The sequence below is a fragment of the Erwinia typographi genome, assembly GCF_000773975.1.
In the GTDB taxonomy this organism is placed as follows: Bacteria; Pseudomonadota; Gammaproteobacteria; order Enterobacterales; family Enterobacteriaceae; genus Erwinia; species Erwinia typographi.
The window spans coordinates 11341-31805 of the sequence record NZ_JRUQ01000097.1 but is presented as its reverse complement, the minus strand read 5'-3'; the positions used below and the strand labels follow the sequence as shown (position 1 = coordinate 31805).

The window sequence follows — 20465 nt, the reverse complement described above, 5'->3', positions numbered from 1 at the left end:
GATTAGCCGTGCGCCAGGGCTATCAGCTTCTCTTCACCAATCGAGGGATCGACGATGCTGACCACTTCCCCCTCGACCAGTACGATGACGCGATCGGCCAGCGCGACAATTTCTTCAGGATCGCTGGAGGCAAAAATGACCGCGTGTTCAGGCTGTGCCGCATAGTCGCGTATCAGGCCGTAAAGCTCCTGCCTTGCGCCAACGTCCACGCCCTGGGTCGGCTCATCCAGCAACAGCAAATGGCTGCTGTCGATGTCGGTCATCCAGCGGCCAACCATCAGCTTCTGCGCGTTGCCGCCGGAGAAATTGGCGCCTTCGCGGTGAGGATCGGCAGGCTTCAGGCTCACGCGCTTTGCCAGCCGCTGGAAAATCGCCTTCTCTTTGCCGAGCGGCCGCCAGGGGCGCGAAAGGGTCGAATAGTGCGGGAGGAGCAGGTTTTCACAGGCGCTCATGCTGCCAAACAGCGACTGCTCTTTGCGATCGGAAGCGACCAGCACAATTCCCTGCTGGCGCGCCTTCTGCGGCGAATGGCTGAGAATATTGCGCTGATTCAAGGTCAGCTTCCCTCGCGCCGTTTTTACCCCGGCCAGCCCCTCCAGCAGATCGGTTCTTCCTGAGCCGAGCAGGCCGAACACGCCAACGATTTCTCCCTGATGGAGTGTCAAATCGACAGGCCCGGTCCAGGATGAGCGGTACTGCTCCAGGGTAATAAGAGGGGGACCGATCTGTTTACTGTGCCGCTCGCGAACAAAGCTGCTTTCCGGCGAAATAGCGTGAACCAGATCGGCAAGGTTCAATTCGTTGATCTCCCTGGTCCACAAAACGTTACCATCGCGCAGCACCGTAACCTTATCCGCCACCTCCAGTACTTCGCGAAGCAGGTGGGTAACGTAAATGACAATCAGGCCATGATCCTGCGCCAGCCTGCGAACCAGTTCTAACAGCGCGGTGACTTCGTTCTCGCTCAGTGCCGCGGTCGGTTCATCCAGGATCAATACCGAGGGCTCTTTCAGCAGCGCGCGGGCAATTTCGACCGTCTGCTGCTCGCCCACGCTGAGTTCTTCAACCAGGCTATTCGGGTCAACCTCCACGCCTAGGGATTCCAGCAGCTCCACGCTGCGGTTTCTCTGCGCGCGCTGGCGGGTGGTGCCAAACCGCGTGCGCAGTTCATTGACCAGAAAAATATTGTCGCTGACGCTCAGCGAGCCAATGAGCTGAAAATGTTGATAAATGCTGGCCATACCCGCTTCAAAAGCCGAGGTGGGGGTGAAGTGCTTATAGGCGGTATCGCCAATGACCATTTCCCCCGAATCCGGCGTGACCGCGCCGCTCAGGCAGCCCAGCAGGGTGGACTTCCCGGCCCCATTGGGGCCGAGCAGCGCATGGACTTCACCCGCCTGCAAATCCAGGTCGATGCCTTTTAGCACTTCCTGCGCGTCGAAAGACTTACGAAGCTGACGAATACTCAAGCCCTTCGTGGTCAGATCGAGACTCATACTCAGTCCTTATATTGCGCAATCAGGGCATCAAGGCGCTGAGGGTTACGCAAGGTGCCCAGCTCAACGGCGGTTTCGTAATTGGTGCGGCCTTTACCGGTAATCGCCGCCAGGGAGTTGTCAATAATCGACTGGGCAAGATCGTCCAGCAGAATGGCTGCGGAAGCGCGGTAGGCACCGCCCTGTTTGACCGCTTCCAGACCTTCAACCGTGCCATCCTGTCCGGCAATATAGGCGTCTTCTGGCTTGATTCCGGCATTTTTAAAGGCCCGCAGCGCACCCAGCGCGGCGTCATCGTTGATGCCGATAAAGACGCGCAGGTCAGGGTGCTGACGAAGAGCATCTTCGGCGATTTGCAGGCCACAGGCCTGGCTTGCGCAATCCTGCTGCGAGACGACCGGCAGGCCAGCCGCTTTAAACTGCTTCAGCGGTTCATCCCAGCGGCCCGCGAAGCCTTTGAGCGGGGTGAGCGTGGTCACTGCGGCGCTGATTTTTCCGTCCGGATAGCGTTTTTTCACCCATTCAAGCGCATCCTTAGCGACCAGATCCCCGCTCTGCACGTTATCAAACCCCACCGAACCATCGGAGCCTTTCGTCGCCCCGGCATAGGTCAGCCACTTCATCCCTTTCTTCTGGGCCTGAATGCGCAATCCCTCCAGCGCCGTCGCCTCGACCGGCAGCACCACAATGGCGTCCACGCGGCGAGTTACCCAGCTCTCCAGCGTGGCGCGCTGCGATTCAAGATTGCTCTGGTGGGTGTTATCCAGCAGGACCTTCACGCAGCCGTTTTTCTCCCCGGCGGCGACCACTTTTTTCTTTAATGCAATGGCAAACTGCGACTCACCCACCGGATGGCTAAAGCCGATGGTCCAGGTTTTATCGCAGCTTGCGGCAAGCGTTGCCCCACTGAAAGCGAGGCCGACGGCCAGCAGGCCAGCAGCGACAAAAGATCCCCGATGTTGAAAAATGGATGTCATAGCAATGCTCCAGAAGATGTTTGGTTTTTATGATCCTGGCCGCAGGTGGAGAGATTTCTTCCTCTCTTTGCTCAGGTTTAAATGAAGGTAAACTAGAACGTGTAGCATGTAAATAAGTCGAAAATTGACCAGTATTGCAATGTGAAAAATGCATTTTAAGAGTTATTGCTGCTTATTTTGTCGGTTATGTAACGATAAGTGTTGTCTGATGGCGATTTTTTAGCGCAATTATTCATGCTGGACTGTCTTTGTTGTTTTGCGTGCTGCCGTGCCTGAGCGGCAGAGATAAGTAAAAGAGTTGTCAGCAAAATACGGGCTTACGCCAGCAGAAGCGCGGCGGCAGTGAGGAGCAGAAACGATATCAGCGGTAAATTAAGGGGTTATTGTCTTTTGCCTGGCTGAATCGCCAACTTGCGGGGGGCAAGTGATAATGTAAATGAGAGGGACGTCACATTAAATTCATATGACGGCCGGACTGCCTGCCTGATTTTTCGCGCCAGCCCCGGAACCGGACTTTTTTATGCTTAATTCAGCGTTAATCAGCCGCTAAGGATTGAGTTGTGTCCCCATATATTGCATCGTTATAGCAACTTTTTTATGCTAAGGAGTTGGCATGTTGCTTTCTTTTTTCCGTCTGCTGTTTCTCGTCTGCTTTCGCACCAGCCTGAACGGCGATCTTTCTGGTTTATATAAAGAAAAAGTCCTGATCGTCCCTAACCACATGTCGTTTCTGGATGGCGTGCTGCTGGCTCTCTTCCTGCCGGTGAAGCCGGTATTTGCCGTCTACTCTTCTATCAGCGAAAGTTGGTATATGCGGCATCTGCGCAAGATCATTGATTTTGTGCCGCTGGACCCCACCAAGCCAATGTCAGTGAAGCATCTGGTCAAGATGATTGGGCAGGGTCGTCCGGTGGTGATATTCCCGGAAGGGCGCATTACCGTCACCGGTTCACTAATGAAAATTTACGACGGCGCCGGATTTGTGGCGGCTAAATCTCAGGCTACCGTAGTGCCTCTGCGCATTGAAGGCGCTGAGTTTTCACCTTTCGGTCGCCTGGCTGGCGTGTTCAAGCGCCGTCTGTTCCCGCGCATTACCCTCACCGTGCTGCCCTCAACCCATATTCCGATGCCGGAAGCGCCGAAGGCGCGCGACCGCCGCAAGCTGGCGGGTGAGCATCTGCACCATATTATGATGGAAGCCCGCATGGCGGTGCGCCCGAGGGAAACCTTATATCAGGCGTTTCTCTCGGCCCGCCTGCGCTATGGTTATTTCAAACCCTGTATTGAGGACGTCAACTTTCAGCCGGACAGCTACACCGGCCTGCTAAAAAAATCCCTTGGCGTTGGTAGGATTCTGGAGCGCTATACCGCTCCGGGTGAATATATCGGCCTGCTGCTGCCCAACGCTACGGTGACGGCGGCGGCGATCCTTGGGGCCTCTCTGCGCGGGCGCATTCCGGCAATGCTGAACTATACCGCTGGGGTAAAAGGGGTGAGCAGCGCGCTCAAAGCGGCCGAAGTCAAAACGGTCTTTACCTCCCGCCAGTTTCTGGACAAGGGCAAACTCTGGCATCTGCCGGAAGAGATAGGCCAGGTGAAGTGGGTTTTCCTGGAGGATTTAAAGGATACGGTGACCGCTAAGGACAAGCTGTGGATCCTCGGTCATCTGATGATGCCTCGTCTGGCCGAGGTGCGCCAGCAGCCGGAGGATGCCGCGATGGTGCTGTTTACCTCCGGCTCGGAAGGACATCCGAAAGGCGTGGTGCACTCGCATAAAAGTTTGCTGGCTAACGTTGAGCAGATCCGCACCGTGGCGGATTTCACCCCGCGCGATCGCTTTATGTCTGCGCTGCCGCTGTTCCACGCCTTTGGCCTGACCGTTGGGCTTTTCACGCCGCTGATGACCGGCGCGCAGGTTTTCCTCTATCCCAGCCCGCTCCACTATCGCATCGTGCCGGAGCTGGTCTATGACCGCAACTGCACGGTGCTGTTCGGCACGTCCACCTTCCTTGGCAACTATGCCCGCTTTGCCAACCCTTATGATTTCGCCCGCCTGCGCTACGTGGTGGCCGGAGCCGAAAAACTCCAGGAGGGCACCCGTCAGGCGTGGATGGATAAATTTGGTATTCGCATTCTGGAAGGCTACGGCGTGACGGAGTGCGCGCCGGTGGTGGCTATTAACGTGCCTATGGCCGCGAAGAACCATACCGTCGGGCGTATTCTGCCGGGAATGGATTCTCGCCTGATCTCCGTGCCGGGTATCGAGCAGGGCGGCCTGCTGCAACTGCGCGGGCCGAATATTATGAAAGGCTATCTGCGGGTAGAAAAGCCTGGGGTGCTTGAAGCGCCCGAGGCCGATAACGGCGAAGGGCTGATGGAGCCTGGCTGGTACGATACCGGCGATATCGTCAGTTTTGATGAGCACGGTTTTTGCCAGATTCAGGGCCGCGTAAAGCGCTTTGCCAAAATCGCCGGGGAAATGGTTTCGCTGGAAACGGTAGAGCAGATTGCCCTGAAAGCGTCTGCTGAGAAACAGCACGCCGCCTCAATGAAGCCGGACGGCAACCGTGGTGAGGCGCTGGTGCTGTTCACTACCGACGGTGAGCTGAGCCGCGAGCAGCTGCAAAAGGCCGCCCGCGAGCTGGGCAGTCCGGAGCTGGCGGTGCCGAGAGATATTCGTTTCCTCAAGCAGCTTCCGCTGTTGGGGAGCGGCAAGCCTGATTTCGTTACCCTGCGCGCTATGGCGGAAAACCCGGAGAACAACAATGAGTAGTGCCGACAGCGCTCAGAAACTGCTATCAAAAGGGATGCTGGCGGTGATTGCCGCGCAGTTCCTCTCGGCGTTCGGGGACAATGCGCTGCTGTTTGCCACCCTGGCGGTGCTGAAGCAGCAGGTGTACCCGGACTGGAGCCAGCCGGTGCTGCAAATGGTGTTCGTCGCCACCTACATTATTCTGGCTCCATTTGTGGGGCAGGTCGCCGACAGCTTTGCCAAAGGGCGGGTGATGATGTTTGCCAACGGCCTGAAGCTGCTCGGCGCGCTGGTCATCTGCTTTGGCTTCAATCCGTTTATCGGCTACAGCCTGGTCGGGGTGGGGGCCGCAGCCTACTCGCCGGCTAAATATGGCATCCTCGGCGAAATTTCAGGCGGTGAGACGCTGGTCAAAGCCAACGGCCTGATGGAGTCTTCTACCATTGCCGCGATCCTGCTGGGATCTATCGCTGGCGGCGTGCTGGCGGACTGGAACCTGCTGGCTGCGCTGATCGCCTGCGTGGTGGCCTATGGCCTGGCGGTGGCAGCCAATATGCTGATCCCAGTGCTCAGCGCGGCAAGGCCCGGCCAGCCGTGGCATCCGGGCCGGATGTCAGCCAGTTTTTTCAGCGCCTGTCGCGTACTGTGGCGGGATGGCGAAACCCGCTTCTCGCTGGTCGGCACCAGCCTGTTCTGGGGCGCAGGCGTGACGCTGCGCTTCCTGCTGGTGCTCTGGGTGCCGGTCGCTCTGGGCATTACGGATAACAAAACGCCTACGTTGCTGAATGCGATGGTGGCTATCGGGATTGTTTTTGGTGCCGGGGCCGCCGCGAAGCTGGTCACACTCAAAAACGTCGGCCGCTGTATGCCTGCGGGAGTGCTGATTGGCGTTGCCGTGGTGCTTTTCTCGCTGCAACACACCGCCACGGGCGCTTACGCGCTGCTTATCGTTCTCGGCATGTTGGGCGGCTTTTTTGTCGTGCCGCTTAATGCTCTGTTGCAAATGCGGGGCAAGGAGAGCGTTGGCGCGGGCAATGCGATTGCGGTTCAGAACCTTGGCGAGAACGGCGCGATGCTGCTGATGCTCGGCCTTTACTCCGTAGCCATCAGTCTGGGTGCGCCGCCAGTGGCGACCGGCGTCGGGTTTGGTGCCCTGTTTGCCCTGGCGATTGCCGTGCTCTGGGGCTGGCAGCTGGCGCAGAAGCGTAACCGGAAGGGTGAAATATAAGCCAGGCAGCAGTCAGCGACGCCGTAGCGGTTTTACGGCGTCGCTGCTGATATCAGCACTTCAGCATTATGGGGAAGGGAAGGTGTAGCGACGATGAATCGCTTCCAGCTCCTGTACCACCTCGTCATTCAGCGTCAGGTTATAGCTGTCGATATTAATTTTCAGCTGCTCCAGCGTGGTGGCGCCCAGCAGGGTACTGGCGACAAACGGCTGCTGGCGCACGAAGGCCAGCGCCATCTGCGACGGGTCCAGCCCGTGCCTGTTCGCCAGCGCGACATATTCAGCAATCGCCAGCTGGGCCTGCTCGCCGCTGTAACGGGTAAAGCGGCTGAACAGCGTATTACGCGCGCCTGCCGGCTTCGCGCCGTTCAGGTATTTGCCGCTTAGCGTACCGAACGCCAGGCTTGAATAGGCCAGCAGCTCAACGCCTTCATGATGGCTGATCTCCGACAGGCCCACCTCGAAGCTGCGGTTCAGCAGGCTGTAGGGGTTTTGAATGCTGACAATGCGCGGCAGCTCATGTTTTTCCGCCAGCTGCAGGTAGCGCATCACGCCGTAAGGCGTTTCGTTGGAGACGCCGATATAGCGGATCTTTCCGGCGCGGACCTGCTCGTTCAGCGCTTCCAGCGTCTCCAGCAGAGTGACTGTCGAGGTCGCGTCGCTGTACTCATAGCTCAGCTTGCCGAAATAGTTGGTCTGTCGCTGCGGCCAGTGCAGCTGGTATAAATCCAGATAGTCGGTATTCAGACGCTTCAGGCTGGCTTCCAGCGCTTCGCGGATATTCTTGCGGTCTAAAGCCTGACCGGGGCGAATCGACGCGTCCGCGCCGCGTACCGGCCCGGCGACTTTAGAAGCAAGAATGATTTTTTCACGGTTGCCGCGAGCTTTCAGCCAGCTGCCAATGTATTTTTCGGTCAAACCCTGGGTTTCCGGGCGCGGGGGCACCGGATACATTTCCGCGGTATCAATAAGGTTAATACCGGAATTGAGCGCTAAATCTAACTGCGCGTGGGCGTCGGCTTCGCTGTTCTGCTCACCAAACGTCATGGTTCCCAACCCCAGGCTACTGATTTCCAGGGTGCTGTGGGGGATACGGTGATAGTGCATTTGCCGGCTTCCTTTTTCATTATTAAAAGGTCTGGAACCTGAAGAACGCCCTGCAATGAGGTGCATAGCCCCGTGGTGCGAACTGTGGTCCGGCATTTGACTATAGCTGCCGTTTGCTGAAGGGGGAAGAGGGGATTTATCGGGAAGTGCGGACTTAGCCACCCACTGATAGCAAACGGGTGGCGTGAGTTGAGCTAACGGGCGGTAAAACTAGCGTTCAACGATGGAGGAAACCTCATCGCCGTTGATTTGCAGCTCGTGGCCCGAGCGGTCGGTATATTTCACCAGGCCAGTCTCTTTATCTATTTCAGGTTTGCCCTTGGTCATGATCATCTTTCCATCCCTGGTCGCCATGACATAATTGCTGCTGCACCCGCTGACCAGGGTGGCTAATACCAGCGCTGCCGCGCCTAACACATACTTCATATTTTGCTCCCTTGAGACCCGAAACTGGTTAGAGTAGTAATAACGCATTTCGGCTTAAGGTGCAGCACTACAACTCCGAAAATGTGCGGCGAGCACGGCCCGCCATTGACAATAATAGTAAATTGATATTACACGAACTGTGCTGGCCGCCATTTCCGGCCAGCAACCGATCAGGCTGAATTCTTTTTATTGCGCAGCAAATTGAGGCATTCCACGGCCATCGAGAAGAACATGGCGAAATAAATATAGCCTTTAGGAACATGCACATTGAAGCTTTCCAGTATCAGCGTAAAGCCGACTAAAATAAGGAAAGCCAGCGCCAGCATTTTGACGGAAGGATGGCGCTCAACAAAATCGCCAATCGATTTGGCGGCAAACATCATTACTCCGACCGCAATGACCACCGCAGCCATCATAATAATCAGATGGTCGGAGAGGCCAACGGCGGTAATCACCGAGTCCAGGCTGAAGATAATATCCAGCAGCATAATCTGCACGATGGCGCCAATAAACGAATGGACGTTAGTTTTATGTTCTTCGTCCCCGCCTTCAATGGTTTCATGAATTTCCATACTGGATTTCCACAGCAGAAACAGGCCGCCGAATAGCAGGATCAGATCGCGGGCAGAAAAGCTGTGGTCCATCAGGGTGAACAGCGGCGTGGTGAGGCGAATCACCCAGGCTATCGAAGCTAACAGCCCCAGACGCATCAACATCGCTCCGGCGAGGCCCAGACGGCGCGCCGCGTTTTGCTGATGTTTAGGGAGTTTGGCGACAACCAGAGAGAGGAAAATAATATTATCAATACCGAGGACGATCTCCAAAATCGTCAGCGTGCCCAACGCCAGCCAGGCATTGGGATCTGCAATCCAATCGAACATACTAACATCGCATCCTAAACGAAAGGTAAACGGGGATTATACTCAACCCTCCGGCAACTCGCTATCTCTTACCAGGCTGAAGCGTTGAGAAGCCGCAGGGGGGGATCAGAGTAGAAAATGGCGTGCGAGCAGGGGACCGGTAAAGGTTTTCTTCAGATAAAAGCCGCGCGGCAGCGTCATAATCGGCTGACCGTTCTCACCGATCCCTTCCGTTAGCGCTTTGCTGTTTGCCGCTTTGGGACGAATTTGCAGAACTTCGCCGTGGCGGGCGGTAATGCGTTCGACCTGGCCGAGCACAATCATATCCATCAACTCTTCCCAGTCGCGACGGAGCAAAGCCTCTTCTTCTTCGCTGGCGCTCCACAGCAGAGGAGCGCCAACCCGCCGTTCGGCCAGCGGAATGGCCCGATCGCCCTCTACCGGCACCCATAAAACCCTCGCCAGCTTGTGGCGCACATGGCTGGTCTGCCACACCACGCCGCTGTTGCCCGTTAGCGGCGCTACGCAGACAAAGGTGGTTTCGAGCGGGCGTCCCTGAGCATCAACAGGTATGGTTTTCAGCTCGACGCCGATTTCGGCGAAATCCTGTTCTGGCTTGCTGCCCGCGCAGGCGCCGAGATGACGCTCCAGCAACATGCCGACCCAGCCTTTATCCCTGCGGAGATCTTTGGGGATCTTCAGCCCTGCGACGATCGCCAACTCACCCAGCGAATATCCTGCCAGCCGCTGGGCGCGCTCAAGCAGGACGTCTTCGTTTTCAGGAGGAAGCAGTGGCACAAAATCAGTACTCATCAATCGCTCTCTGTTGCCGTTCAAAAAAACACCGCTATTTTGCACAGACGATCCGTTCGCGTTCGAAATTGTGCAAAACAGCAATAATAGCATGATAAATCATGTTTTTTTACCTGCAAATTCCGGCAGCGTAGCATTATGCTGCCGGGTTATGCCCGAGTTGTCACCGACAATGAACAGGATCTTACACCCTGTTATCCACAGAAAAATGGGATAACTAGTCTTTTGCGGGAATACTGTTTCAATTTACAGCCTTGACGGCGGCAGTTTTGTCATTTTTTGCACGATTTATGCTTAACCGAGCGGCATATCCTGTGGATAAAAAGGTCGTCGCTCGATCTTTCGCCAGCGGCCGAATACCTTACTCTGACCGTCTGGCGATCCTCGTTTGCATTGCGATCAATTACGGATAAATTATAGTGTTTATAGCCGGTTAAGCGCTGCATCTTTGGCGGTGGCACCGTGGCGACGAAAAGTTTTCCCCACCTGTTAACGGAGTTCTGCACAAAGCTATCCACAGAAAAGGTGAATAAGATCGCCTTTTTGCCGCTGTTTCTGTTTATAACTTCGCGCAGGAGTGTGAGTTATCCCGCGTTTACCGCAGGCAGAGGGGGCAAAGCAGTGGTTTACCACCTGTAAGGAGTATGAAACAATCAGAACATCCGAGTTTTAGTTTGAGGTAGTCCAGTGATCGATGATGATGGCTACCGCCCGAATGTTGGTATCGTAATTTGTAACAGGCAGGGACAAGTGCTGTGGGCCAGACGTTTTGGCCAGCATTCCTGGCAGTTTCCTCAGGGAGGGATCAATCCTGGAGAAACGGCGGAACAGGCGATGTATCGAGAACTCTTCGAGGAAGTCGGTTTGCACCGCAAAGATGTTCGCATCCTTGCCTCTACCCGAAACTGGTTACGCTACAAATTGCCAAAACGTTTGGTGCGTTGGGACACAAAGCCGGTCTGTATCGGCCAGAAACAAAAATGGTTTCTTCTACAGTTGCTGTGCAATGACGCGGACATCAACATGCAAACCAGCAGCACGCCGGAGTTTGACGGCTGGCGCTGGGTCAGCTTCTGGTATCCGGTTCGTCAGGTGGTCTCGTTTAAGCGCGACGTCTATCGCCGCGTAATGAAAGAGTTTGCCAGCGTGGTGATGCCGCTGCAGGAGAGTACCGTACAGCGAAACACGCCTGCTTATCGACGGAAGAGAGGTTAAGCCACGTAGATTATGCTCACACAGCTGCGCGAAATAGTTGAAAAAGTGGCAGGCGCGCCCCGGCTTACCGAGGCGCTGGATATACTGGTCAACGAGATCTGTCTGGCAATGGACACGGAAGTCTGTTCGGTGTACCTGGCCGACCACGATCGTCGCTGCTATTACCTGATGGCGACCCGCGGATTGAAAAAGCCGCGCGGTCGTACCGTCGCCCTGGCCTTCGACGAAGGGATCGTCGGGCTGGTAGGGCGACTGGCTGAGCCGATCAACCTGGCTGACGCGCAAAGTCATCCCAGTTTCAAATATGTTCCCTCCGTTAAAGAGGAGCGTTTTCGATCGTTCCTCGGCGTGCCGATCATTAGCCGCCGCCAGCTGCTGGGTGTGCTGGTTGTTCAGCAACGCGAACACCGCCAGTTTGACGAAAGCGAAGAATCGTTCCTGGTCACGCTGGCAACGCAGATGGCGACCATCCTGTCGCAGTCCCAGCTTAATGCGCTGTTCGGGCAATATCGCCAGACGCGCATCCGTGCTCTGGCTGCCGCGCCCGGCGTGGCCGTTGCTGAAGGGTGGGTGGATTCTACGCAGCCCTCTCTTGAGCACGTTTTCGCCGCCTCGACGCTGGACACCCACCGCGAGCGCGAGCGCCTCTCTCTGGCGATGGACGAGGCCTCCAGCGAGTTTCGTCGCTACAGCAAACGCTTCACCGCCAGCGTGCATAAAGAAAGCGCGGCGATTTTTGACCTCTATTCCCACCTACTGAGCGACAACCGGCTGAAAAAGGATCTCTTTGCGGAGATCGATGGCGGTTCGGTGGCGGAGTGGGCCGTTAAAAAGGTCATTGAGAAGTTTGCCGCTCAGTTTGCCAGCCTGCAGGACAGCTATCTGCGGGAGCGATCCGGCGATTTGCGGGTGCTGGGGCAGCGCCTGCTGTTTCACCTTGACGACACCATTCAGGGCACCAACACCTGGCCTGAACGGTTTGTTCTCGTTGCCGATGAGCTGACGGCCACCACGCTGGCCGAGTTGCCGCAGGATCGGCTCTCCGGCGTCGTTGTCCGCGACGGCGCGGCCAATTCCCATGCCGCCATTATGGTGCGCGCGCTGGGTATCCCTACGGTGATGGGCGCCGATATTCAGCCCGAACAGCTTAATGGCAGGCTGCTGATTGTTGATGGCTACCGGGGCGAACTGCTGGTGGACCCTGAGCCGGTACTGGTACAGGAATACCAGCGGCTGATCAGCGAAGAGAATGAGCTCAGCAAGCTGGCCGAAGACGTCGTGGAGCAGCCGGCCGCGCTGAAAAGCGGCGAGCCGGTTAAAGTCATGCTTAACGCCGGCCTGAGCGCAGAACATGAAAAGGCGCTGGGCAAGCGGGTAGACGGCGTCGGTCTCTATCGCACAGAAATCCCTTTTATGCTGCAAAATGGTTTCCCCTCCGAAGAGGAGCAGGTCGCGCAGTATCAGGGAATGCTTCAGCTGTTCCTCGAAAAGCCGGTAACCCTGCGAACCCTGGATATCGGCGCGGACAAGCAGCTGCCCTACATGCCGATCAGCGAGGAAAACCCATGCCTGGGCTGGCGGGGCATCCGCCTGACGCTGGATCAGCCGGAGATCTTTCTGGTACAGGTGCGGGCGATGCTGCGCGCCAACGTTGCCAGCGATAATCTCAGCATTCTGCTGCCGATGATCACCAGCATTGATGAGATTGAGGAGGCAAAGCGCCTGATCGATCGTGCCGCGCGAGAAGTTGAAGAGATGCTGGGTTATGCCATTCCCAAACCGAGAATTGGCGTAATGATCGAGGTGCCGTCGATGATCTTTATGATCGGGCACTTAACGGGGCGGGTGGATTTTATCTCGGTCGGCACCAACGACCTGACGCAGTATCTGCTGGCGGTTGACCGCAACAATACGCGGGTAGCCAGTCTTTATGACAGCCTGCATCCGGCGGTGCTGCGGGCGTTGAAAGCGATTGCCGAAGAGGCTAAGCGAGCGGGCGTCGAACTCTGTTTGTGCGGCGAAATGGCCGGCGATCCGATATGCGTAGCCGTGCTGATTGGCCTGGGCTATCACCATCTGAGTATGAATGGACGTAACGTGGCGCGGGTTAAATATTTACTGCATCATATTGAATATGCTGAAGCGCAGGCGCTCGCTGAGCGCAGCCTGCAGGCGATGCTGGCCAGCGACGTTCGTCATCAAATCGCCGCTTTTATGGAGCGTCGTGGCCTGGGCGGCCTGATCCGCGGCGGACGCTGAATTCCTTAATAAAGTTTACAGTTCCGCCAGACCGCAAGAATTCGCGCTGTGCTATGATGCGCGCCTTGATGTAGCGCCCCGCGCGCACTGGTTTACTTATTACGTCGCCTGCAAACCAGGGATGACTTTAACAATGGTGAAAGATGAATAACGGCTATCTGGCTTTCCCTCAATTTGATCCGGTGATTTTCTCCATCGGGCCAATCTCACTGCACTGGTACGGCCTGATGTACCTGGTCGGCTTTGTTTTTGCCATGTGGCTGGCGGTGCGCCGCGCTAACAAGCCCGGCAGCGGCTGGAAAAAAGAAGAAGTTGAAAATCTGCTGTATGCAGGCTTCCTCGGCGTATTCCTTGGCGGACGTATCGGCTACGTGCTGTTCTACAATCTGCCGCTGTTCCTGGATAATCCTCTTTACCTGTTTAAAGTCTGGGATGGCGGCATGTCGTTCCATGGCGGCCTGATTGGCGTGATCTGCGTGATGCTGTGGTTTGCCCGCCGCACTAAGCGTCACTTCTTCCAGGTGTCTGACTTTATCGCTCCGCTGATCCCATTTGGATTGGGGGCTGGGCGTTTAGGCAACTTTATCAACGGTGAGCTTTGGGGCCGCGTAGCGCCGGACCTGCCGTGGGCAATGTTGTTCCCCAGCTCGCGTAGCGAAGACGTGGCGCTGGCCGCGACCCACCCTGAATGGCAGTCGCTGCTTGCCACCTACGGCGTGCTGCCGCGTCATCCTTCTCAGCTTTACGAACTGCTGCTGGAAGGGGTGGTGCTGTTTATTATTCTCAACATCTTTATCCGTAAAAATCGCCCGATGGGCGCGGTTTCCGGCCTGTTCCTGATTGGCTACGGCGCCTTCCGCATTATCGTCGAGTTCTTCCGCCAGCCGGATGCGCAGCTGGGGCTGTTCGATAACGCCATCAGTATGGGGCAAATCCTGTCGATTCCAATGATTCTGGCCGGTGTGATTATGATGGTCTGGGCCAGGCGTCATCAGAGCGCGCAACAACTCCGTGAGGGAAAATGAAACAGTATCTGGAACTAATGAAAAAAGTGCTGGAGGAAGGCACGCCGAAGAATGACCGCACCGGCACCGGCACGCTGTCGATTTTTGGTCATCAGATGCGTTTCAATTTGCAGCAGGGGTTTCCGCTGGTCACCACCAAGAAATGCCACCTGCGTTCGATCGTGCATGAGCTGCTTTGGTTCCTTAACGGGGATACCAATACGGCTTATCTGCAAGACAACAAGGTGACGATTTGGGACGAGTGGGCCGATGAAAACGGCGATCTGGGCCCGGTATACGGCAAGCAGTGGCGCAGCTGGGGCGCGGCCGACGGTCGACAGATCGATCAGCTGAGCAAAGTGCTGCAACAGCTGAAAAGCGATCCCGACTCCCGCCGCATTATTGTCTCCGCCTGGAACGTCGGTGAGCTGGACGAGATGGCGCTGGCTCCCTGCCACGCGTTCTTCCAGTTTTATGTTGCTGATGGCAAGCTCTCCTGCCAGCTCTATCAGCGCTCCTGCGATATTTTCCTCGGTCTGCCGTTCAATATCGCCAGCTATGCGCTGCTGGTGCATATGGTGGCGCAGCAGTGCGATCTGGAAGTCGGTGATTTTGTCTGGACCGGCGGCGATACGCATCTGTACAGCAACCACCTTGAGCAGACGAATTTGCAGCTCACCCGCGAACCCCGTCCGCTGCCAAAGCTGATTATCAAACGCAAGCCTGAGTCGCTGTTTGATTACCGTTTTGAAGATTTTGAGATCGAAGGGTACGACCCACATCCGCCAATCAAGGCCCCGGTCGCCATCTGAGTACTGCCAGGAGCGGGCGATCCGCTCCTGTTCATTCCCTCGCCGGGCAGCCCAGCTGCCGCCACTCTGTCCTTCTCTCCTCAGCCCTGCCACGCAGCATCAGGCGAATCTGCCGCCGATCATGTTACGAGCCACGCCGCAAAGACATTGTCCTCAGGCTGTAAGACCAAAAGATGACTGGATTTGGCCTCACGCTTTGTGGGTTTGCCGCTGGATGTTTTCAGCGCAAACGGCACAATGCCAGCGATGAAAACGATCGGCGGATTTACCTTAATCGAGCTGTTAGTCGTCATGGTGATAGCCAGCGTGGTAACCCTTGGCGCATTCGGCGGCTGGCAAAGCTGGCAACAGTTGCAGCGACTGAACGACAGCGCGCGGCAGATACAGCATTTCCTTCTGCGGCTGCGTGGCGAGGCCAACGAGCGCAACGGCCAGCAAGTGCTGTGGCAGGCCGGGAACTCTGCCTGGTGCATTGGCAGCGGCTCGCCTCAGCGCTGCCGGAATAATCTCCGCCGGGTACTGTCTGCGCCCTGGCCTGATATTGCGTTACAGTCGCTGACCGAAGGGATGGGCTTTTATGGTCGTCGCAACGTAGCCAAACCTGGCCGCATCGTTATTACCAGTCCGGCAGGAACGCGCCACATCATTTTGTCGTCACGCGGACGAGTCAGGATCTGTGAAGAGGTTTGCCCATGACGGAAAGGGGCAGCAGCCTGGCGGAAATGCTGATTGCGCTGGCGATAAGCAGCGTACTGCTGCTGAGCGCGGCGAGGATGCTTCCGCTGCTACAGCTCAACAATTTGCGGACGCTGATGCGGTTTCAGCTACAGTAGGAGGTGCAGCTAATGATGGGAAGTGTTGAAAAGGCGGTTCTGCGGGCAGGATACTGCAAAGGAAAGTGCGTGGGAGAAGCGCTGAAGATTCAGTCCGGCGGCCGCTGCCTGCTGGTACGCTGGGATGAAAACAGCAACGGCAAGTGGGAAGGGGCAGAGAGCGCCGACAGCGATTTATACGGCTACCGCTGGCGTGATGATAGCCTTGAGACGCAGCGGGGCGTGGATAGCTGCGAAGGGGGTGGATGGGAGCATCTGAACGATCCCGCTAGCGCGATCGTCGAAGACTTCCGGGCAGAACGTCAAGCCAGTCAGGTCAGGCTGTTCATTACCGTCTCGGCCAGAGCCTTTCCCTCGCTCCGGCTGAGTCTGGAGCGCTGGCTCCCGACGGTAAATTTATGACCCGGCGGCATGGGCAGCAGCAGGGTGGCGGAGCGCTGACCGTGGTTATCCTGCTGCTGGCCCTGTCGGCAGCCTTACTCAATGCGACCCGCCGCCAGCTGGATGCGGGGCTAAGCCGGGTGGCCGACGAGCGACAGTTCATGCTGCAAACTACGCTGGCGATGTCCGCGCTGAGCTGGGGGGCGCGGCAATCCTGGCCGTCAGGCGCAGGCTGGCAATGCCTGCAAGATGCAGACGGGGGTTGGCGCAGTTGCCTGGGCGCCGCAGAAGAAGAGCGCGAGCTGTTGCGCGGCGACAGCGGCGCTGACTCTGTAGCGCTGTATCAATGGGTGTCAGAGCGTGGTCCGCAGGGGCAGGTCAGCGCGCTGCCTCACGGCTGGCTTGATTACTGCCCGCTTAGCGAAGAAGCGAGGTGCGATCCCGATGAAGCGACAGCAGGGCTTTAACCTGCCCGAAACGCTGATTGCGCTGCTGCTGTTTGCCAGCAGCCTGGCGGCGCTGATGCAGTATCAGCTGGCGTTGGCTAAGGGTTTCCAGCTACAGGCGCAGCAGCGGCAGGCCTGGCGCTACGCCAACCAGCGTTTTGAAGGATACCAGCCGCCGCACTGGCATACCCGGCTGAGCCAGCAGCCCGCAGCGGCGGGCTGTACACAATTTACCGCTGCGGTCGTCAGCCCGTTGGGGCGAGAGGCTCAGCTTACCCGCCTGCGCTGTCCGGCGCTGGGCGAGTATAGGGGCCGATAATTTGCAACCGCGTCAGGACGGGGTAAAGTGTTCGCGCGAAGCGACATCCCGATAAAGGAGCAGACATGTTTACCGTTTACCACTCGAACCAGCTGGATTTGCTGAAGACGCTGGCGGCCTGGCAAATCGAAAACCAGCCCCTGAGCGATCCTTTCCAGCCGGAGGTGGTTCTGGTGCAAAGCCCCGGCATGGCGCAGTGGCTGCAAATGTCGCTTGCTGAGCAGTTTGGTATTGCCGCTAACCTCGCTTTTCCGCTGCCTGCGACATTTATCTGGGATATGTTCGTTCGCGTTCTGCCCGACATCCCCAAAGAGAGCGCGTTTAATAAGGCCAGCATGAGCTGGAAGCTGATGGCTATCCTGCCAGGGATGCTCTCCCTTCCGACCTTTACGCTGCTTCAGCACTACCTGACGGATGATGATGACCAGCGCAAGCTGTTCCAGCTCGCTTCCCGCGTGGCGGACCTGTTCGACCAGTACCTGGTTTACCGTCCCGAGTGGCTGAACAGCTGGGAAAACGGCCAGATGCTGGAAGGGGTCGGCGAGGCCCAGCAGTGGCAGGCTCCGCTGTGGGCTGCGCTGGTAGAGTACACGCGGGAGCTGGGGCAGCCGGAGTGGCACCGTGCCAACCTCTATTCCCGTTTCATCCGCGCGCTGGAGAACAGCAGCCAGCGTCCGGCGAATTTGCCCGATCGGGTCTTTATCTGCGGCATTTCCGCGCTGCCGCCGGTCTATCTTCAGGCTCTGGAGGCGCTGGGTAAGCACATTGATATTCATCTGCTGTTCACCAATCCCTGCCGCCACTACTGGGGCGATATTCAGGACTATGCGTTCCTCGCTAAGCTTCAGAGCCGTCGGCGGCAGCATTTTCAGCAGCAGAAGGAGAGTGCGCTATTTCGCCAGGCGGATGCTTCCGCCTTGTTTAACGAGGCTGGCGAGCAGCAGCTCAGCAATCCGCTGCTGGCCTCCTGGGGAAAGCTGGGCAGGGATAACCTGTTCCTGCTGGCTCAGATGGCGTGCCGGGAAATTGACGCGTTCGTGGAAATTGAGCCCGCAACGCTGCTGCAATGCGTGCAGCGGGATCTTTTAGAGCTGGAGGATAACGCGGTGATTGGCCTGCGTCAGCAGGAGTGGGAAACCAGCAGCGGCAAACGCCTGCTGGACCCGGCTGACCGTTCGATCAGCCTGCATCTTTGCCACAGCCCGCAGCGTGAAGTCGAGGTTTTGCAGGACCGGCTGCTGCAAATGATGGCCAGCGATCCCGCTCTTTCCCCCCGCGACGTGATCGTGATGGTGGCCGACATTGATGCCTATACGCCGTTCATTCAGGCCGTTTTTGGCAATGCGCCCGCTGAGCGATACCTGCCTTTTGCCATTTCCGATCGCCGCGCCAGCCAGGCCCATCCTGCGCTTCAGGCGTTTATTTCGCTGCTGAGCCTGACCGACAGCCGCTTCACGTCGGAAGAGGTGCTGGCGCTGCTTGAGGTTCCCGCGCTGGCAAGCCGCTTTGCGATCGATGAAGAGGGGCTGAAGCGCCTGCGGCACTGGGTGGAGGAGTCAGGCATTCGCTGGGGACTGGACGATGAGACCGTCCGCGAGCTGGATCTGCCGCCGACCGGGCAGCACACCTGGCAGTTTGGCCTGACGAGGATGCTGCTGGGCTACGCGATGACCAGTGAAAACGGAGAGTGGCAGGGCGTGCTGCCGTATGATGAATCCAGCGGGCTGATTGCTGAACTGGCCGGTAATCTGGCCGAGCTGCTGACGCGTCTTCGCCACTGGCGATTGCTACTTAGCGAGGCGAGGCCGCTGGCGGACTGGCTACCGCTTTGCCGGACATTGCTCAACGACTTTTTCGCCGGTGATGCCGACACCGAAGCGGCGCTGGCGCTGATCGAGGATCAGTGGCAGCAGGCGATCAACTATGGCATTCAGGCCCACTATCAGCAGGCGGTTCCCCTTTCGCTGCTGCGGGACGAGCTGGCTTCCCGCCTCGATCGGGAGAGGATCAGCCAGCGGTTCCTCGCCGGGCCGGTCAACTTCTGTACCCTGATGCCGATGCGCTCCATTCCTTTTAAGGTGGTGTGCCTGCTGGGAATGAATGACGGCGTCTACCCGCGCACGCTGCCTCCGCTGGGCTTCGACCTGATGAGCCAGCAGCCCCGAAAAGGGGACCGTAGCCGTCGCGATGACGATCGCTACCTTTTTCTTGAGGCCATCAGCTCGGCTCAGCAGCAGCTTTATATCAGCTATATTGCCCGCTCCATCCAGGACAACTCGGAACGCTTTCCTTCCGTACTGGTCAGCGAACTGGTGGAGTACATCAGCCAGAGCTTCTGCCTGCCGCAGGATCAGCATCGGGATGTGGACAGCAGCGCCGCCGCCGTGCTGAAGCATCTCCACCATCTGCACAGCCGTATGCCTTTTGCTGCGGAAAACTTCACCCCACAGGCTGAATTTAAAAGCTTTGCCGCCGAGTGGCTGCCGGCCGCCACCGCCAGCGGCGTGCCGCATCCTGCCTTTATGCAGCCGCTGCCGGCGCTGGATATTCAGGAACTGAGCATTGAGCAGCTGGTACGCTTCTGGCGCCATCCGGTAAGGGCATTTTTCAGCCAGCGTCTGGGGGTGAATTTTGTGCTGGAGGAGAGCAGCCTGCCCGATGCGGAACCTTTCTCGCTGGACAATCTCAGCCGCTATCAGTTGAATACCCAATTGCTGAATGCGCTGATCGATGAGCAGCCGGGCGAGCCGCTGTACGCCAGGCAGCGAGCGGCGGGAAGCCTGCCCTTTGGGGCGTACGGCGAGCTTTTCTGGCTGGAGCAGCAGCAGGAGATGGCCGAGCTGGCCAGCCGCGTGCGCGAGCAGCGCAGCGAGTCGGCCAGCTGGGAGATTGCCCTTGAGGTCGGCGGCATTCAGCTCAGCGGCTGGCTGCCTCAGGTTCAGGATGACGGTCTGCTGCGCTGGCGGCCGGGCCACCTGAATTTTACCGACGGGCTGTCGCTGTGGCTTGAGCATCTGGTCTACTGCACGCTTGGCGGACAGGGAGAAAGCCGGATGTTTGGCCGTAAAGAGAGCCAGTGGCGCTTCCCGCCGCTGCCTGAGGCGCAGGCCAGGGAGTGGCTTGAGCGTTATCTGTCCGGGTATCGGCAGGGCATGTGTTCTCCGCTGTTGCTGCTGCCGCGTAGCGGCGGCGCGTGGCTAGAGGCCTGCTTTGATGAAAAGTCTGCTCAGCTGCTGCGCGATGACGCAACCCAGGCCAAAGCGCGGATTAAGCTGCTACAGGCATGGCAGGGAAATATGCAGGTTGAAGGCGAAGGGAGCGATGCCTGTCTGGCCCGTCTGTTCCGCACGCTGGACGATGAAATAATGCAGCAGATCGCCCAGAACGCGGAAATATGGCTGCTGCCTTTGATGCAGATGAATGACATACAGTGAGACATCCTGTAGTGTTACTTTATAACTATTTGCCGTTTTTTTATTTTCTTGTTCTCCTTTCGTTCACAGCCGGAAGAGGATATATCCAGGTTAACTGTCTGCC

18 protein-coding genes are annotated in these 20465 nt (G+C 57.5%); 12 read left to right on the top strand and 6 right to left on the bottom strand.

The genetic code is table 11. From position 1 onward, the window contains the following. Nucleotides 1-2: 2 nt before the first annotated feature. Nucleotides 3-1496, bottom strand: coding sequence for a sugar ABC transporter ATP-binding protein (locus NG99_RS25635; protein ID WP_034899335.1), 1494 nt, complete (start codon nucleotides 1494-1496; stop codon nucleotides 3-5). Nucleotides 1497-1498: 2 nt separating this feature from the next. After that, a complete protein-coding gene (locus tag NG99_RS25630; protein WP_034899333.1) occupies nucleotides 1499-2473 on the bottom strand; it encodes a sugar ABC transporter substrate-binding protein in 975 nt (324 codons plus the stop codon). A 613-nt stretch (nucleotides 2474-3086) separates the two neighbouring features. Here NG99_RS25630 and aas point away from each other — a divergent pair. After that, entirely contained in the window at nucleotides 3087-5246 is a 2160-nt protein-coding gene (aas, locus tag NG99_RS25625; protein ID WP_034899330.1) for a bifunctional acyl-ACP--phospholipid O-acyltransferase/long-chain-fatty-acid--ACP ligase, read from the top strand. Next, the gene (lplT, locus tag NG99_RS25620; protein ID WP_034899328.1) at nucleotides 5239-6453 is read left to right on the top strand and encodes a lysophospholipid transporter LplT; all 1215 of its coding nucleotides are present in this window, start codon (nucleotides 5239-5241) and stop codon (nucleotides 6451-6453) included. The genes aas and lplT overlap by 8 nt, the downstream gene beginning before the upstream one ends. Nucleotides 6454-6519: 66 nt before the next feature. On the opposite strand, the gene NG99_RS25615 is transcribed toward lplT, so the two are convergent. From NG99_RS25615 to mutH, 4 genes are all read right to left on the bottom strand, one after another. Beyond that, nucleotides 6520-7560, bottom strand: coding sequence for an NADP(H)-dependent aldo-keto reductase (locus NG99_RS25615; RefSeq protein WP_034899327.1), 1041 nt, complete (start codon nucleotides 7558-7560; stop codon nucleotides 6520-6522). A gap of 210 nt (nucleotides 7561-7770) precedes the next feature. Continuing rightward, nucleotides 7771-7986, bottom strand: coding sequence for a YgdI/YgdR family lipoprotein (locus NG99_RS25610; protein ID WP_034899325.1), 216 nt, complete (start codon nucleotides 7984-7986; stop codon nucleotides 7771-7773). 170 nt (nucleotides 7987-8156) lie between these two features. Beyond that, complete coding sequence (locus tag NG99_RS25605) at nucleotides 8157-8867, bottom strand: TerC family protein (protein WP_034899324.1); 711 nt, start codon at nucleotides 8865-8867, stop codon at nucleotides 8157-8159. 105 nt (nucleotides 8868-8972) lie between these two features. Next, nucleotides 8973-9659, bottom strand: coding sequence for a DNA mismatch repair endonuclease MutH (mutH, locus tag NG99_RS25600; RefSeq protein WP_034899322.1), 687 nt, complete (start codon nucleotides 9657-9659; stop codon nucleotides 8973-8975). 687 nt (nucleotides 9660-10346) lie between these two features. On the opposite strand from mutH, the gene rppH reads away from it, so the two are divergent. The 10 genes from rppH (at nucleotide 10347) to recC (ending at nucleotide 20362) form a co-directional block, all read left to right on the top strand. Next, nucleotides 10347-10874 (top strand): RNA pyrophosphohydrolase, encoded by a 528-nt coding sequence (gene rppH / locus NG99_RS25595; protein ID WP_034899320.1) that lies wholly within the window; start codon nucleotides 10347-10349, stop codon nucleotides 10872-10874. Nucleotides 10875-10886: 12 nt separating this feature from the next. Then, entirely contained in the window at nucleotides 10887-13133 is a 2247-nt protein-coding gene (gene ptsP / locus NG99_RS25590) for a phosphoenolpyruvate--protein phosphotransferase (protein ID WP_034899318.1), read from the top strand. Nucleotides 13134-13276: 143 nt separating this feature from the next. Beyond that, nucleotides 13277-14158, top strand: coding sequence for a prolipoprotein diacylglyceryl transferase (gene lgt / locus NG99_RS25585; protein ID WP_034899316.1), 882 nt, complete (start codon nucleotides 13277-13279; stop codon nucleotides 14156-14158). Next, nucleotides 14155-14949, top strand: coding sequence for a thymidylate synthase (thyA, locus tag NG99_RS25580; RefSeq protein WP_034899314.1), 795 nt, complete (start codon nucleotides 14155-14157; stop codon nucleotides 14947-14949). The genes lgt and thyA overlap by 4 nt, the downstream gene beginning before the upstream one ends. 246 nt (nucleotides 14950-15195) lie before the next feature. Further along, the gene (locus NG99_RS25575; protein WP_034899386.1) at nucleotides 15196-15645 is read left to right on the top strand and encodes a prepilin-type N-terminal cleavage/methylation domain-containing protein; all 450 of its coding nucleotides are present in this window, start codon (nucleotides 15196-15198) and stop codon (nucleotides 15643-15645) included. Beyond that, a complete protein-coding gene (locus NG99_RS30295) occupies nucleotides 15642-15782 on the top strand; it encodes a prepilin-type N-terminal cleavage/methylation domain-containing protein (RefSeq protein ID WP_332308373.1) in 141 nt (46 codons plus the stop codon). Before NG99_RS25575 ends, NG99_RS30295 begins: the two co-directional genes overlap by 4 nt. A 12-nt stretch (nucleotides 15783-15794) precedes the next feature. Continuing rightward, on the top strand, nucleotides 15795-16184 hold the full coding sequence (locus NG99_RS25570; protein ID WP_332308372.1) for a prepilin peptidase-dependent protein: 390 nt from the start codon (nucleotides 15795-15797) through the stop codon (nucleotides 16182-16184). After that, nucleotides 16181-16630 (top strand): DUF2509 family protein, encoded by a 450-nt coding sequence (locus tag NG99_RS25565; protein WP_034899312.1) that lies wholly within the window; start codon nucleotides 16181-16183, stop codon nucleotides 16628-16630. Before NG99_RS25570 ends, NG99_RS25565 begins: the two co-directional genes overlap by 4 nt. After that, nucleotides 16608-16928 (top strand): prepilin-type N-terminal cleavage/methylation domain-containing protein, encoded by a 321-nt coding sequence (locus NG99_RS25560; protein ID WP_034899310.1) that lies wholly within the window; start codon nucleotides 16608-16610, stop codon nucleotides 16926-16928. The genes NG99_RS25565 and NG99_RS25560 overlap by 23 nt, the downstream gene beginning before the upstream one ends. 65 nt (nucleotides 16929-16993) lie before the next feature. After that, nucleotides 16994-20362, top strand: coding sequence for an exodeoxyribonuclease V subunit gamma (gene recC / locus NG99_RS25555; RefSeq protein WP_034899309.1), 3369 nt, complete (start codon nucleotides 16994-16996; stop codon nucleotides 20360-20362). Nucleotides 20363-20465: the final 103 nt, after the last annotated feature.